Here is a 14,094-nt window from a genome sequence, read left to right on the forward strand (position 1 = left end):
GCCGTCAGCTCGCGGTCAGGTCGGTCAGCGCCTGCACGAAGCGGTTGGCCGCTTCGTGGTTGGCCGCGTCGTACGAGTCGGCGGACTGCTTGAGTTGGTCGGCACAGGCCTGCAGTTGGCCGACGATCTGGTCGAGGTGGGACTGCCAGGCGTTGGTGCAGCGGGTCAGCGCGCCGGCGCTCTGCCAGACCGGCTCGGCCTGAGCCACCGTCAGGCTGGCGTCCAGCCAGTGCCCGGCGGCCGGCCCGGTCTGGTCGGCTGTGTCCTGCACCGCCTTCGCGGACCCGCGGACCCCGTCCGGATGGATCTGGATGTCGTTCATGCGCTCCCCCGAGCTCGCACTGCGGCGCCACCCCGGCACCCGGCCTGATTATCGGTCAACGGGCCCAGCACTGAACAGCTTTGACGCAAGTGTTCACTCCGGAAGGCACCGCACTCGCGCGACGGACTGCAGCGCACGGGAATTGACTGACGATCACCGGCGCTGACCTGCGCGGGGCCGGGTCGGTCGGCCTGTGACGAGGGGAGCGACATGTCGACAAGGGCACTGGTGCTGGGCGGCGGCGGGGTGGCGGGCATCGCCTGGCAGACCGGGGCGCTGGCCGGGCTGGCCGAGCAGGGGGTGGACGGGCGGGCCGCGGACCAGCTGATCGGCACCTCGGCCGGCGCGACGGTGGCGGCGCAGCTGAGCAGCGGCCTGCCGCTGGAGCAGCTGTACGACCGTCAGGCGGTCGCCGACCTGCAGAACCCTGAACTGGTGCCGGTCGGGATGACGCTCGCCGAGCTGATGGAGTTCTGGGCCAAGCTGGTCAGCCGCGCACGGGTCAGCGCAGATCCTGCACCTGGTCTGAACCAGGCGGGAGTGGCTGGAGCGGGAGTTCACGGGTCGTTCGTCAGCGGTCCGCTACTCCTTATGCGAATCTGACGAACCATCGGGGCCATTCGGGCGATTCTGCCGGAACGTTCGGCAAGTTCGCAGGTCATGTCAAGGGTCCGAAATGACTATAGCTCCATCGGCTCTTCACACGATGGGATACCCGGGCCGACTCTGTGTCGGTCCGACCCTCCATCCAAAAGGAGTTCCATGGGAACCTCCCCCGCTACCGCGGGCCCCCGACGCTCCAAGAGCACCCGGGCGCTGGCCCTGCTCGCCGTCGGGGCCACCGCCCTGACCACCGGCATGGTCACCACCCAGAGCACCGTCGCTGCCGGCCGCGCGCCGCAGGTGGCGTTCAAGCTCCACCCGGCCTCCGAAGGCCACATCAACGCGACCGCACGGGTTGCCCCGATCAGCACCAGCGACTGTGTCGCGCAGATCGGCATCCACTGCTACTCGCCGCTGCAGTACCGCAACGCGTACAACCTCAACCCGCTGTACCAGCTGGGCATCACCGGCAAGGGCCGGACCATCGTGATCGTGGACTCGTTCGGTTCGCCGACGATCCAGCACGACCTGGAGACCTTCGACAAGCAGTGGGGCATTCCGGACACCAATGTCGAGGTCGTGAAGTGGGGCAACGTCCCGGTCTTCGACCCGACCAACCCGGACCACACCGGCTGGGCCGGTGAGACCACGCTGGACGTCGAGTACGCGCACGCCGTCGCCCCGGACGCCCACATCGTCCTGGTCGAGACCGGGGTCGCGGAGACCGAGGGCGTCACCGGCCTGCCGGAGATGATGGACGCCGAGAAGTCCCTGATCAACAAGGGCATCGGCGACGTCATCACGCAGAGCTTCGGGGCCACCGAGAACACCTTCCCGGGCTTCGACAAGGGTGACTTCAAGTCGCTGACCGACCTGCGCTACGCCTTCAAGGCGGCGGCCGCGCACGGCGTCACGGTGCTCGCCTCGTCCGGTGACAACGGTGTGACCGACTCGGACAACAACAGCAACCTGTACCCGTTCAAGGTCAACTCCTGGCCGTCCTCGGACCCGCTGGTCACCTCCATCGGCGGTACCCAGCTGACCCTGGACAACGACGGCAAGCGCACCGCGCCCGACGCCGTCTGGCACGACGCCTACGGCGCCGGCGGCGGTGGCGTCTCCGGCGTCTTCGAGCGCCCGTGGTACCAGGCGGGCGTGGCCAACGTGGTGGGCAACCACCGCGGCACCCCCGACATCAGCATGAGCGCGGCGGTGGACGGCGCGGCCTGGACCTACGAGTCCTACGACCCGACCCGGGTCGGCTGGCACCTCACCGGTGGCACCAGCGAGGCCTCGCCGATCTTCTCCGGTGTGGTCGCGCTCGCCGACCAGGCCGCCGGCTACCGCCTCGGCCAGCTCAACTGGCGTCTGTACGGCCTGTCCCTGCTGCCCTCCCAGTGGAGCGGCATCGTGGACGTCACCACCAGTGACAACGGCTGGAACGGGGTGACCGGCTACAACGCGGTCAAGGGCTACGACCTGGCCTCGGGTGTCGGCACGATCGACGCGAACAAGTTCGTGCACGCGCTCGCCGGGCACTGACATCTCGTCGTAGGGGTGGGGCACTCGCGGTCTGCGAGTGCCCCACTCGCCTTTGGGCCCTTCCTCGGCCTACTCGGCGGCCAGCTTCTCCGCGTAGCGCTCGGCGGCGCGCAGCTTGCGGCCGTCCGGGCCCGGCAGTTGGGCGCGCAGTTCCAGCATCGCCGGCGCGGTCCGCAGTGCCTGCGCCCGGTCCGGGATGGCGCGCCAGCAGGCCTCGGCATTGGTGGCCACCCGCTGGGTCTCCGGGTCGTCCGGGCCCTGCGCGATCAGCAGCACCAGCGCCACCTCGCGGTAGAGCTCGGCGGCGGTGACCGGGTCACCGGACAGCCGGGCCACATGTGCGCGGACCTGACGGACCATCAGCACCGGTGCGGCGATGGCGCCGTGGGCGGCCACCACCTGCTGCTCCAGGGTGCGGGCCAGCTCGGTGGCCGCGCGGTGGTCGCCCGCGTCGGCGGTCTGCACGATCCGGGCGAGCGCGTCGCGGTAGTCCTCGGGGGGCGTGACAGGGGGCTCGACAGGGGCGGGCCGCTCTTCGAGGACCGGCTGCTGCTCGATGAGCGACTGCTGTTCGAGGACGGCCTTGAGCAGCGTCACCGGGCGGATCGGACGGACCGTCGGCGCCACCCCCGGCTTCAGCAGCGAGACCGGGCCCCGGTTGGCGCGCGGCAGCGGCAGCGCCGCCGGTGCGGCCGACGGCCGCAGCGGCCCGGCCGAGCCGGCCGACTCGTTCGGCGCCTGCTGGCGGGCGGTGTTCTTGAAGATCGGCCGGTCCTGGCCGTAGCCCGCGAAGACCAGCGCGTCCGGCCGCAGCACCGAGTGCACCTGGGCGCGCAGCTGCTCCGGCGCCAGCACGGCCCCGGCGCCCGGCCGACCGCCGTGCAGGCACTCGATCAGCGCCCGGGTGAAGATCCCGATCTGCTCCGGGTCCGGGCTGACCACCGCCCAGAGCGGCAACCCGTCGCCGAGCGCCGGCAGTTGCGGCCAGGCGGTGGACTCGGCGCTGAGGTCGGCGATCACCAGGGTGTACCGGTCGGCGGGGCGCGCGCGCAGCTCGGCCGCGACCGCGGCCCAGGCCAGCCCCTCCTTGTCACGCAGCGTCAACTGCAGCCCGCCGCCCCGCTTGTCGGCCACCAGGTGACCGCCGAGGTGGACCAGCAGCGGGCCGGGATGGCGGGCGGCGGCGCGCAGGTGGGTGAAGACGGTCTGCGGGTCGCTCGCGGCGGGCAGATGGACGGCGTCCACCGACTCGGCGGCGAGCAGGGTCTGCGGTGCGACCGCGCCCAGCATGGTGGAGAGCACCGGCGCTTGGGCGGAGCCGCCCCGGCCCCAACCGCGCCGACTGCCGTAGCCACCCTCGACGGCCAGGATCCGCCCGCGCAGCCCACCGCCGACGGTCACCCGGGCGGGCATCGGCTCGGCCGCATGCGCCTCGGGGACCGGGACCACCCGCAGCAGCGCGGTGGCCTCCGACCGCTCCTCCCGGGCCGCCTCGCGGGCCGCCGCCCGGGCCCGGTACTCCTCGGGGATGGCGTCCTCGATCACCGGCGGCAGCGGCATGCTCTCCCCGGCGTCCGACGGCACCGCACCCCCGGAGATCGATGCACTGTCCGCCAACGCCGGTCACCACCCCGCCCGCCACCCAGGGCGTCTCGGTCCGCAGGTCACGGTTCCCACCACCGCTCCCCCTTGTCGCGCCACCTTACCGGTCCCCCGAGCCGGGCAGCTGCCCGGCGGACATGAACCTCGGACCGACCGATGACCGGGGTGCGCCGCTCGCGCCGCCCAGGCCCCCTGATTGACTGTGTGCCATGCATTCCCTGCAGCCCCTGCTCGCCAGCTTCGTTCCGATCTGGGTGCTCACTGCCGTCGGCTACCTGGTCAGCCGCACCGGGCTGCTGGGTGAGCAGGCGGAGGCGGTGCTGGGGAAGTTCGTCTTCCACGTCGCGATGCCCGCAGCGCTCTTCACCATGCTGGCCAAGGCGCCGCTGCGGACCTTCGCCAACTCCTCGATGCTCGCCTTCGCCGCCGGGACCCTGGTGGCCTCACTGCTCGGCTGGGGCGGCGCACGCTGGCTGTTCGGGCGAAGACCGGCCGACCAGGCGATCAGCGGCATGGCGGCCGGCTACGTGAACTCGGCGAACCTGGGCATCCCGGTCGCCGTCCAGGTGCTCGGGGACGCCTCGTTCGTCGGGCCGGTGCTGCTCTTCCAGGTACTGCTGGTCACCCCCGTGATCCTCGGCGCACTGGACGCCGGGACCAGCACCGAGCCGGGCAACCGCCTGGCCCGGATGCTCCGGCTGCCGCTGCGCAACCCGATCATCATGGCCTCGACGCTGGGCGTCGCCTGCTCCGCCGCCGGCTGGCACCTGCCCCCCGCGCTCGGCCACTCCTTCGAGCTGCTCGGCGGCGCCGGGGTGCCGACCGCACTGATCACCCTCGGGATGTCGCTGCACGCCCGCCCGTCCGCCACCGCCGAGGGCGGCGTGCTGCGCGCCGAACTCGGGCTGTCGGTGCTCACCAAGAACATGGTCCAACCACTGGTCGCCTTCGCCGTCGGCAGCCTGCTGCTGCACCTGACCGCGCATCAGCTGCTCGCGGTGGTGATCTGCTCGGCACTGCCGACCGCGCAGAACGTCTTCGTCTACGCCCGCCAGTACGGCGTGAGCACCGCGCTCCCCCGGGACTCGGTGCTCTGGTCCACCCTGGTCTCGATGGTCACCCTCTCCGGGATCGACTGGGCGATGACCGCCCACTGAGCGGGGGCCCGCCCGTTGTTCGGAGTTGATTGACCAGCCGCTCAGGGCCTCGTGGTCAACTCCTGGCACCCGTAGAACGGTGTCCATGGAGTTCGGAATCCTGGGTCCGCTACTGGTACGGGACGAGTGCGGCGAGTACCGCGTCCCCTCGCCCAAGCAACGCGTGCTGCTCGCCGCGCTGCTGCTGCGTCGAGGGCAGGTGACCGCACCCGAGGCGCTGGCGCACAGCGTCTGGGACGGGCAGCCGCCGCGCAGCGCCGCCGCGCTGCAGACCTGCATGATGCGGCTGCGAAAAAGCCTCGGCCCGATCGGCGCCCGGATCGAGACCCGGGCCGGCGGGTACCTGCTCGACGTCGCCGCCACCGAGTTCGACCTGCACCGGTTCACCGAGCTGCGCGCCCAGGGCCTGGCGGCGCTGCGCGCGTACGAGTACGAGCAGGCGGCCGCACTGCTCGACGCGGCGCTCGACGTCTGGCGCGGCGAGGCGCTGCTCGACGTGCCCTCGGACACGCTGCACAGCGAGCACGCCGACCGGCTCGCCGACGAGCGCCTGCAGGCGGTCGAGGCCCGGCTGAGCGCCGAGCTCCAGCTCGGCCGCCGCTCGGTGGTCCCCGAGCTGCACGCGCTGACCGCCGCCCATCCGGAACGCGAGCGGTTCTGGGCCCAGCTGATGACCGCCCTGTACCGCGAGGGCCGGCAGGCCGAGGCGCTCGCCGTCTACCAGCGGGTGCGCCGACTGCTCGGCACCGAGCTGGGCGTCCAGCCCGGCCCCGAACTGCGCGAGCTGCACCAGCGGATCCTCCGCGCCGACCTGCGCCCGACCGCCCACCGCCCCGAGTTCACCCCCCGCCGCCGCCCCCAGGCCCACCTGGCACTGCGCTAGCGGGCGGGGCGGCCGGTGCGGTGTCGAAGACCCAGTGGCTGGTGCGCAACGACCGGCCGGCGAAGAGCACCTCACGCTCGCCCAGCAGGCTGAACCCGAGGGAACGGCAGATCCCGTTGGAGGGGCCGTTGGTGGTCGCCGGGAAGGCGTGCACCAGGCCCCACCGGCCGTCGGCGGCGGCCAGCCCGAGCACGGCGGCCACCGCCTGCTTGGCCAGGCCTCGCCCCTGGTACTCGGGCAGCACCATCCAGCCGATCTCGCTGAATGCCCGGCCGTCCAGCTCGTGGTTCCAGAGCGTGACCGTACCGGCGGTGGCGTCGTCCTCGAGCGCGATCATCTTGATCCAGTCGCGGTCCGCCGCCGCACTGGCCACGTCGCGGGCGACCTTGGCCGCCATCCCCTCCGGGGGCAGCGGCCCGCCGAGTTCGGCCATCATCTGCGGATCGCACCGCATCCGCAGATAGGCGTCGAGGTCGGCGGGCTCGACATCGCGCAGCCGGATCACGGGCTCGACAGGAGGTCGCGCAGCAGGGCCACGGTGTCCGGGTCCAGGCTGCGGCCGGTGCGGCGGCTCAGGGCGTCCAGCCGGTTGACGGCCTTCAGCAGTTGGTCGCGGGCGCCGGCGGAGGCGTAGGCGTAGAACAGGTCGCGGTGCAGCAGCTCGACGTCCGGGGCCACGGCGAGGCCGCGGAAGACGGCGGCCTCGGCGCTGCGGTGGTCGCCGTACTGCAGGCGGCGGGCGGCGAGTTCGTGGGCGGTGTCGACCACGGCGGCGAGCATGTCCTGCCGTTCGGTCTCCGCCCAGCCGTAGCCGCCGGCCGGGGCCTCGGCGAACGGGGCGCCGCGGACCAGGGCGAGGGCGTGGGCCAGGGCGGCGTCGGCCGTGGTGCTGGTGCTGCGCATGCCGCGGCGGTAGAGACTGCGGAACTCGTCCCAGTCGCAGGTGACGGTCGGGGCGAAGGTGTAGGTGTCGAGCGCGTCCTGACGCAGGAAGGCCCGGCCGTCGGGGTCGCCGCCGACCCAGGCGGCCAGCTCGGCGAGGGTGGCGGGCGGCGCCTGGTCGGGGCGGGCGTGGTCGCCGGGGTGCAGCGCACGTTCCACGGCGGCGGGGTCGGCACCCGGGTGCAGGGCCAGGTAGGCGGCGAGCTCCGTGAGGGCGGGCAGCGCGACGGGGTCGGCCGGGCCGCTCGCGCCGAGCACGTCGACCGGGCCGAGCAGGCGGACCCGGGGGGTGGTGCGGATCGTGTGCGCCTCCGGGGAGCGGAGGATCGCGAGCAGGTCGTCGGCGTCGGTCCGGGCCGTCACGGGCACTCCGCCGGGCGGGGTGGCCGGCACGGGCTCGGGGCGGACGGGGACACGGGGGTCGGGAATGGTGGGGGCGGGGGCGGCATCCTGAGGGGGGCGGCGTCCTGGGCGGGCGCAGCGTCGTGGGCGGGGAGCGGTTCGTGGGCGGGGGTGGGTTCAAACGGGACGGGTTCGAAGGGGACGGGTTCAAAGGGAGCGGGCTCAAAGGGGGCAACGGGCTCCGGCGCGGGCTCGTAGCCCTGGACCGGCCCGGAGCCGGACGCAGCCCTGTACGGGTTCGCGGGCTCGTAGCCGGCCACCGGTGCTGCGGCCGCCGTCGGCTCGGGTTCGGTGACCGGCTCCATGGCTGCCACCGGCTCCAGGGCTGCCACCGGCTCGCGTGAACTCGCCTGCAGCCCCAGCCCGTTGATGCTGTGCCGGCCGGCCGACGGAGCCGCCGGGTCGACCGTGGCGAACGGGCTGTTCCCCGTCCCGATCAGGCGCGCGATCAGCTTCGGCCCGGTCTCCGGTGGGCCGTCCGGCAGGGCGGCGCCGACGAACGGCAGACTGCCCGCCCCGGCTGCGGCCCCGACCCCGACCAGCACCGGGACCGGCTTCGGCAGGTCGGCCGGCTCGATCTCGTCGCCGTCGAAGGTCCAGCTGGGCGCGGGTTCCTGGGCGGTGGAGGCGGCGGTGCTGAGCAACTCGCCCCAGTGTCCGTACTGTTCGTCGGTCAGCCGCTGCAGCTGCAGCGAGAGGTTCAGCCCGGGCAGGGTGGCCGGGCCGGTGCTCGGCAGGGTCCAGCGGGCCACCGGTCCGGCGCCGCGCTCGGGTGCGCGGGCGATCACGGCCAGGCAGGTGCGCGGGCGGCCGTCCAGCAGCCGGCCGAGTTCTGCCGGTACGTCACCGATCGGCGGTTGCGCGGAGAGCACGATCTCCGGCACCCAGGCCTCGTCGGCGTGGCCCCGGCTGCGGGCGTCGCGCGGGTGCGAGGCGCCGACACCCACCAGGGTGGCCCTGGCCCGGGCGGTGCGCGGGCCGAGGGCGGCGAGCGCGGCCTCCAGGGTCGGGTAGCGGCGCACCCGGTCGGCGACGGTCTCGGAGACCGGCAGGTCCTCGGGGAAGCCGACCAGGTGCAGGTTGAGCTTGTCGGCCAGCGGGCTGTGCGCCAACTCCAGGGCGATGGTGCGCAGCACCCCCCGGGCGTCGTCGGGGTGGCCGGACAGGTGCAGCAGCCGGACCGTCTCCAGGTCGGCCAGGACGGCCGCGCCGTCGGTGGCCGTGCCGAGGGTGACCAGGGCCGGGTAGGGCGCGGGCACCTTGGCGGCCTGCTGCTCGGAGAGCAGCTCGGTGGAGTCGGCGGCGCACCACCAGACGTTGGCGGCGTGCGCGGCACGGAACGGTGCGATCGGCACGGCGCCGGTGGCCAGGTGCAGTTCGACGGTGCCGCCGGCGGTGACCCGGACGGCGGCGAGCGCGGGCAGCCGCCTGCCGCCGCGACTGACATTGCGCGCCAGGGTGCGCAGCGATCGGTTCAACAGGTCGAGCCCGCCGGCATTCTGACGTGCCCGCAACTCGGACTCGAAGGTGGCGGCCGGCGCCTTCGGCATCGGGATCCGGTGCCGGGGGCGGCGGGCCCGCTGCTGGACGCCTCGCCGCTGGGCCACCGCGCCGATCAGCACGGCGGCCAGCAGCACGCCGACTCCGGAGGCGGTGAGCGCGGCGGTGTAGTCCTCGCGGGCGGGCGCGGCGTGGGCGGCGGCCCGGACCACGGGCTTGGCGTCGGGCTGTGCACTCGGCTTCGCGTCGGCCTGGGCGCCCGGCTTCGCGGCCGGTTGTGCCTGGGGTTGTGCGTCGGGCGTGGCCGCCGGCTTCGCGGCCGGCGCGGCGGCGGGCCCGGCATCCGGCCTGGCGGTCGGCACGATGGGCCGCGCGTGCGGCGCGGCGTCGACGGACGGCGTGCCGTCGGACGGAGCACCCGGCACGGGCGCCGGGGCGGGAGCAGGCGCGGGTGCGGGTGCGGGCACCGGCGCGGGCGCCGGAGCGGGAGGCGCAGGGGCCGGAGGCGCGGGCGCCGCCACTCCCGGAATGTTCAGCACCATCCCCGGTTCCAGCAGGTTCGGATCGCTCAGGCGTTCCCCGTTCGGTCCCTGCACCCCCTTGTTGGCGTCGAACAGCTGCGGCCAGGCCTCCGCGCTGCCCAACTCGCGCTGCGCGATCGCGGAGAGCGAGTCCCCCTCCCTGACCGTCGCGGTGGCATGCCGGTCCCCCACACCGGCCCCCGCACCGGCCGACGCAGCCCCGCCCGCACCCGCACCCGGCGCGGGCGCCGCCTGCGGAGCCTGGTCCGGCTTCGCCCCGGCCGGCATCAGCAGCTGCCAGCCGGGCTGGATCGGCCGCTCGGCGTCGAACCGCTCCCCCGAACCGTCCATCACCCGCCCGGCGTTGAGCTTGGCGATCTCCTGCCAGCGGTCTCCCGAGCCGAGTTGACGTTCGGCGATCGACCAGAGGCTGTCGGCCGGCCTGGTGTCCCGCACGGTGTAGGTCGGTTGCTGCGGTGCCGGGTCGGCGGCGGGCAGCGCGAGCGTGGGCGCTGCGGCCGGCGCCGCCGCCAGGGCGGCGTACTGCGGCGCCGCGGCCAGCTGGGCCGGCGCGGTGGCGGCGGTCAGCTGCCCGGGCCCGGCGGTGGCGGCGAAGGCGCCGCCGGCCACCGGTAGCAACGCGATCACCGCGCCGACCAGCCCGGCCGCCATCCGCTGACTCCAGCCGAAGGCGGGGATCCGCCGGACCACCCGGCCGCGCAGCTGGGCCGGGATCTCCAGCAACACCGAGAAGGCGAAGCAGCCCCAGCCGAGCCAGCCGATCGCGACCAGCGCCCAGAGGAAGAGCCGCCCGTCGTCGGGCGAGGTCAGCACCTCGCGCAGGCTGCGCTGCCCGACCCCGCCCATCGCCGCCACCGCATGGGTGCCGTAGAGCAGCAGTGCGGGCACCCCGACCAGCAGCGCGGCCAGCACCAGCAGCGCCGCGAGAGCGGCGGGCAGCGAGCGCAGCGGACTGCGCCGGCGGCCCGGCGGGCGGGCCGCGCCGGGCGGCCGATGGGCTCCGGACTGCGACCGTCCGTCGGGTGAACTCACCGCGCGGGCGCGGACCTTGGCACGTGGCGCGGCCATCAGGGGCCTCCCGGTCTGGTGGGGTCGGTCGCCAGCTTGGCGGTCCCGTGTCCCTGGACGGACAGGTTGGAGAAGCCGAACAGCCCGAGCGTGGCGGTCCGGTACTGCATGTTGATCACCACGGTGATGCTGGTGGCCAGTGCCTGGGGCGGGTTGTTCGGGTCGGACTCGGCCACCAGCCGCAGGTCCTTGTACCGGGAGTCGCTGCGCAGGTAGTCGGTGGCGGCGGCGTACGCGGCGGCGGTGTTGATCCGGTAGCCCCCGCCGCTGAGCAGGGTTGCCTCGTCGATCTGCTGGCCGCCGACCCGGGCGGCCTCCTGGGCGAGCGCGTCGGCCTCCTCGATGGCGCGCAGCCGACCGCCGGCGTCCACCGTGATGCCCAGCATGAGCAGCATCATGGTGGCGCTGATCGCCACGAAGATCGAGATGACGCCGCGATCGCGGCCACCCCGACAGACCCTCACGTTCCCCTCCCCAGGGTGTAGTTCGACTAGCTGGACCGGTAGCGGTCGATGACCGACCGGAAGCCCCCGTTCAGCGTCAACTCGCCGGGTACCCACACCGGAGACAGATCATTCACGGGTACCTCGCAACTGACGTTCACCACGACCACGTTCAACGGCACCGGCGGACCGGTCAACGGCTCGACGCCGACGCTGACACGCAGGTTCGAGCAGCGCACCCCGGCCCCGCTGAGCGAGTCACGCGCCGCCTTGTCGGCCACGCCCTGCACGTCGCCGCTGCGGTCCAGCGAACCGGCCCGCGCCGCGACCCGGGCGGCCTCCTCCACCGAGCCGGCCTGCAGCTCCGCCCGCCCGGCCAGCAGGACCAGGCAGAAGAGCCCGAGCAGCACCGGGGCCACGATGGCGGCCTCCACGGCCAGGCTCCCCCGCTCCCTCTCCAGCTCCCGCTCCCGCTCCCGGCGCTGACCCCGGCCCCGACCCCGCTGGCGCGCGCTCATCGGACGAACTGTTCGATCGGCATGGTGACGCTCTGCTTGACGTCCAGCGAGTCCAGGCCCGGCAGCAGCAGGAGCGGTTGGATGTGCACGGTGACGGTGATGGTGGTGTCGGTCGGCTTGCGGGGCGGGACGCTCACCGTGGGTGTGCCGAGCAGACCGTCGAAGCGGTCCAGGAAGTCCTGGGCACGAGTCCTGGCATCGGCGTCGGTGCCATTCAACACCCGTCCCGCGTCGGCCCCTTCACGCGCCGCGGTCAAGGCCACGCTCTGCGAGTACCAGAACAGCGCGGCCTGGACCACGAGCAGCACGAAGAGCAGGATCGCCGGGAAGATGATCGCGAAACTGATGCTGAGGACACCGCGGTCATCGAACTCCCGGCGACCCACCGTCAGGTGACCTTGACGGTCGGCAGCGTGGTCGGGATGTCGTCCTTGGCCTTCTGCCCGAGGCTCATCACCACGGTGACCACGGCGCCGGCGATCGCGACCACCACGATCACGATCAGCGCCATCTCGATGCTCAGTGCGCCGCGGTCGCCCTCGGCGTGGGCCGCCTTGGCCCGGCCGACGTGCACCCGCAGCAGCGCCATCGCCAACTGCAGCGGCAGTAGCAGTGGCACCAGGAACAGTTGCGCCAAGGTGCGCAGCTTCGTCATGGGAACGGCCTTCATGGTTCGCACTCCTCAGTGGACGTGGGGGACACGGGGGACGGAAGTCCGGTGGGCCGGACGGGATGTCAGAACACATGGAGCATCTGGTACAGCGCGGGGTACACGATCAGGACGGTCATGAGCAGGGTGAGCGCCGCGCCGGGCGCCACCATCCGTTCGCTGTTGGCCCCGGCCTCGGCCAGGTCCGCGGCGAGCAGTTCGTCGCGCAGGCCCTTGGCGCGGGCCCGCAGGGTGTCGTACACGGCGGCGCCGTCCGTGCCGGAGATCCGCATGATGTCGGCGACGTCCTGGAGCGGGCCGAGGCCGAGTTCGGCGGCCAGCGCGTCCAGCCCGTCCCAGGGCGGCACCCGGTCGGTGGCGGCGCGTTCCAGGGCGTCCTGGATCCGCCGGAAGACGGTGCCGTGGCCGACCGCCGCGGCCCGCCGCATCGCCTCGGCCGGTCCGTGGTCGGCGGCCCGTTCCAGCGCGACGAGTTCGAGGTAGGCGGCGATCGCGTGCAGGTACTCGACCCGGGCCTCCTTGGCCTCGCTCTGCACCACCGCGTCGGGCAGCAGCCAGCCGCCGATCGCCAGTCCCAGGCTGATCAGCACCGGCAGCGCGATCGGCGGGCCGAACCCGGTGAGCGCGGCCATCGCCGACAGGTAGCCGGGCAGCACCAGGCCGACCAGCGCGAAGAGCAGTTTGTGCGCCATGAACCGGGCCGGGGTGCGGCCGATCAGCGACAGCGACTGCAGCGGCACCTTCGAACCGGCCAGCACCAGCGCGCGGTCGCCGAGCCGGTCGTACCAGCCGGTGCCGGCCTGGTCGGCGGCCGTCTGGTGCTCCACCGGCGGTCGGTGCAGCCGGTCCAGCGCCCGGCTCAGGTCCGGTGGCGCCGGGCGGAGTTCCGCGATCAGCAGGGCGAGACCGGCGGCCACCACGCAGCCCGCCAGCACCGCCCAGGGCGAGACGATCACCGCACCTCCTCAAGCGGTGCGGCCTCCTCGGCCTGCCCGGGCATGGCCCCGACCCGGCTGCGCCGGTCGACCTCCAGCAGCCGCGGCAGCGGCTTGTTGGCGGCCATCGAACGCATCCAGCCGATCACCGCGACGAACAGCCCGGCCAGCACGCCCAGCACCACCTGGCCGATCAGCGTGTGATAGGGCGCGGTGTAACGGTCGTTGAAGGAGCCGACGGCGATCACCCCCAGGATGATGGTGACCAGCCAGCGGATGGTGGTCCGGTGCTTGGCCCGGTCGGCCTCGATCGAGCGGCGCTGGCGCACCTCGTCACGGACCGACTCGGCCATGTCGGCCAGTGCGCGGGCCAGTCCGGGGCCGCTGTCACCGGCCCGCAGCAGCAGCGCGGCGAGCACCTTGTCGGCGGTGGCGTCGGCCACCGCGTCGGCGAACAGGCGCAGCGCGTCCTCCACCCGCCAGCGGGCCTGCAGTCGGGCCGCCAGGTCCTCGACCTCGGTCTGCAGCGCGGCCGGTGCGGTGCGCCGGCTGGTGATCAGCGCCTGGTTGAGGCCGGTGCCGAGCAGCAGCACGTCGGAGAGCCGCTGGGTCCAGTCGGCCAGCGCCTCCAGCCGGGTGATCTGCCGGGTGTCGGAGCGGGTCGCCGCGAAGAGCCAGGGCAGGCCGAAGACCAGCATCGGGACCAGCACCACGGTGACCGGTATCCGGCTGAACAGCCAGGCCAGCGGCGCGGCGACCAGACTCAGCGCGAGCTGGATCCGGCGCATCCGCACGGTGCCGGGGTCCGGCGTGCCGGGGGCGCCGTACCAGAGGACATGCAGCCGGGTCGCCAGCGGGCTCGGCTCGGCGGCCTCGGCACTGCTGCCGCGCAGGCCGACCACCAGCACCACCAGGCCGCCGCTGAGCAGCAGCCCGCACAGGGCGAAGAGCAGCATCAGCGCCCC

General features: G+C 73.7%; 15 protein-coding genes. 4 read left to right on the top strand and 11 right to left on the bottom strand.

The genetic code is table 11. The annotated features are described in order from the left end of the window. Positions 1–4 precede the first annotated feature (4 nt). Positions 5–322, bottom strand: a complete 318-nt coding sequence (locus BR98_RS06370; RefSeq protein ID WP_035841002.1) for a type VII secretion target — start codon at positions 320–322, stop codon at positions 5–7. A gap of 210 nt (positions 323–532) precedes the next feature. On the opposite strand from BR98_RS06370, the gene BR98_RS42485 reads away from it, so the two are divergent. Then, the gene (locus tag BR98_RS42485) at positions 533–925 is read left to right on the top strand and encodes a patatin-like phospholipase family protein (RefSeq protein WP_083976034.1); all 393 of its coding nucleotides are present in this window, start codon (positions 533–535) and stop codon (positions 923–925) included. Between the two features lie 159 nt (positions 926–1,084). Continuing rightward, positions 1,085–2,467 carry a S53 family peptidase gene (locus BR98_RS06380; protein ID WP_035841005.1) on the top strand — a complete coding sequence of 461 codons (1,383 nt, stop codon included), beginning with the start codon at positions 1,085–1,087 and terminating at the stop codon, positions 2,465–2,467. A 69-nt stretch (positions 2,468–2,536) separates the two neighbouring features. Here BR98_RS06380 and BR98_RS06385 read toward each other — a convergent pair whose 3' ends face one another. Further along, positions 2,537–4,084, bottom strand: coding sequence for a hypothetical protein (locus BR98_RS06385; RefSeq protein ID WP_157537434.1), 1,548 nt, complete (start codon positions 4,082–4,084; stop codon positions 2,537–2,539). 194 nt (positions 4,085–4,278) lie between these two features. On the opposite strand from BR98_RS06385, the gene BR98_RS06390 reads away from it, so the two are divergent. Both BR98_RS06390 and BR98_RS06395 read left to right on the top strand, forming a co-directional pair. Next, positions 4,279–5,226, top strand: a complete 948-nt coding sequence (locus BR98_RS06390; protein WP_035841009.1) for an AEC family transporter — start codon at positions 4,279–4,281, stop codon at positions 5,224–5,226. 85 nt (positions 5,227–5,311) lie between these two features. Continuing rightward, the gene (locus BR98_RS06395; protein WP_051969362.1) at positions 5,312–6,109 is read left to right on the top strand and encodes an AfsR/SARP family transcriptional regulator; all 798 of its coding nucleotides are present in this window, start codon (positions 5,312–5,314) and stop codon (positions 6,107–6,109) included. Here BR98_RS06395 and BR98_RS06400 read toward each other — a convergent pair. The 9 genes from BR98_RS06400 to BR98_RS06440 all read right to left on the bottom strand — a co-directional run bounded on the left by BR98_RS06400 (position 6,066) and on the right by BR98_RS06440 (position 14,085). Continuing rightward, positions 6,066–6,611: a GNAT family N-acetyltransferase gene (locus BR98_RS06400; RefSeq protein WP_051969614.1), complete on the bottom strand. Its 546-nt coding sequence runs from the start codon at positions 6,609–6,611 to the stop codon at positions 6,066–6,068. The two genes, BR98_RS06395 and BR98_RS06400, sit on opposite strands and share 44 nt — an antisense overlap. After that, complete coding sequence (locus tag BR98_RS06405) at positions 6,611–7,414, bottom strand: AfsR/SARP family transcriptional regulator (protein ID WP_157537437.1); 804 nt, start codon at positions 7,412–7,414, stop codon at positions 6,611–6,613. The genes BR98_RS06400 and BR98_RS06405 overlap by 1 nt, the downstream gene beginning before the upstream one ends. Continuing rightward, complete coding sequence (locus tag BR98_RS06410; RefSeq protein ID WP_051969363.1) at positions 7,411–10,563, bottom strand: LysM peptidoglycan-binding domain-containing protein; 3,153 nt, start codon at positions 10,561–10,563, stop codon at positions 7,411–7,413. The genes BR98_RS06405 and BR98_RS06410 overlap by 4 nt, the downstream gene beginning before the upstream one ends. Next, complete coding sequence (locus BR98_RS06415; protein WP_035841014.1) at positions 10,563–11,027, bottom strand: hypothetical protein; 465 nt, start codon at positions 11,025–11,027, stop codon at positions 10,563–10,565. The genes BR98_RS06410 and BR98_RS06415 overlap by 1 nt, the downstream gene beginning before the upstream one ends. Before the next feature lie 26 nt (positions 11,028–11,053). Then, positions 11,054–11,524, bottom strand: coding sequence for a TadE/TadG family type IV pilus assembly protein (locus BR98_RS36065; protein ID WP_083976036.1), 471 nt, complete (start codon positions 11,522–11,524; stop codon positions 11,054–11,056). Next, complete coding sequence (locus tag BR98_RS40105) at positions 11,521–11,910, bottom strand: TadE/TadG family type IV pilus assembly protein (RefSeq protein ID WP_051969365.1); 390 nt, start codon at positions 11,908–11,910, stop codon at positions 11,521–11,523. The genes BR98_RS36065 and BR98_RS40105 overlap by 4 nt, the downstream gene beginning before the upstream one ends. A 2-nt stretch (positions 11,911–11,912) precedes the next feature. Continuing rightward, complete coding sequence (locus BR98_RS40110; protein WP_035841016.1) at positions 11,913–12,194, bottom strand: hypothetical protein; 282 nt, start codon at positions 12,192–12,194, stop codon at positions 11,913–11,915. A gap of 65 nt (positions 12,195–12,259) precedes the next feature. Then, positions 12,260–13,150, bottom strand: coding sequence for a type II secretion system F family protein (locus BR98_RS06435; protein ID WP_035841018.1), 891 nt, complete (start codon positions 13,148–13,150; stop codon positions 12,260–12,262). Continuing rightward, on the bottom strand, positions 13,147–14,085 hold the full coding sequence (locus BR98_RS06440) for a type II secretion system F family protein (protein WP_035841020.1): 939 nt from the start codon (positions 14,083–14,085) through the stop codon (positions 13,147–13,149). Before BR98_RS06440 ends, BR98_RS06435 begins: the two co-directional genes overlap by 4 nt. Between the last annotated feature and the right edge of the window lie 9 nt (positions 14,086–14,094).

The organism is Kitasatospora azatica KCTC 9699 (genome assembly GCF_000744785.1).
GTDB classification, from domain to species: domain Bacteria; phylum Actinomycetota; class Actinomycetes; order Streptomycetales; family Streptomycetaceae; genus Kitasatospora; species Kitasatospora azatica.

What these genes read in the sequence shown, in the direction of transcription:
- BR98_RS06410 (WP_051969363.1), bottom strand. Translation starts at nt 10,563, where the DNA reads ATGGCCGCGCCACGTGCCAAGGTCCGCGCCCGCGCGGTGAGTTCACCC.
- BR98_RS42485 (WP_083976034.1), top strand. Translation starts at nt 533, where the DNA reads ATGTCGACAAGGGCACTGGTGCTGGGCGGCGGCGGGGTGGCGGGCATC.
- BR98_RS06395 (WP_051969362.1), top strand. Translation starts at nt 5,312, where the DNA reads ATGGAGTTCGGAATCCTGGGTCCGCTACTGGTACGGGACGAGTGCGGC.
- BR98_RS06440 (WP_035841020.1), bottom strand. Translation starts at nt 14,085, where the DNA reads ATGCTGCTCTTCGCCCTGTGCGGGCTGCTGCTCAGCGGCGGCCTGGTG.
- BR98_RS40110 (WP_035841016.1), bottom strand. Translation starts at nt 12,194, where the DNA reads ATGAAGGCCGTTCCCATGACGAAGCTGCGCACCTTGGCGCAACTGTTC.
- BR98_RS06380 (WP_035841005.1), top strand. Translation starts at nt 1,085, where the DNA reads ATGGGAACCTCCCCCGCTACCGCGGGCCCCCGACGCTCCAAGAGCACC.
- BR98_RS06390 (WP_035841009.1), top strand. Translation starts at nt 4,279, where the DNA reads ATGCATTCCCTGCAGCCCCTGCTCGCCAGCTTCGTTCCGATCTGGGTG.
- BR98_RS36065 (WP_083976036.1), bottom strand. Translation starts at nt 11,524, where the DNA reads ATGAGCGCGCGCCAGCGGGGTCGGGGCCGGGGTCAGCGCCGGGAGCGG.
- BR98_RS06370 (WP_035841002.1), bottom strand. Translation starts at nt 322, where the DNA reads ATGAACGACATCCAGATCCATCCGGACGGGGTCCGCGGGTCCGCGAAG.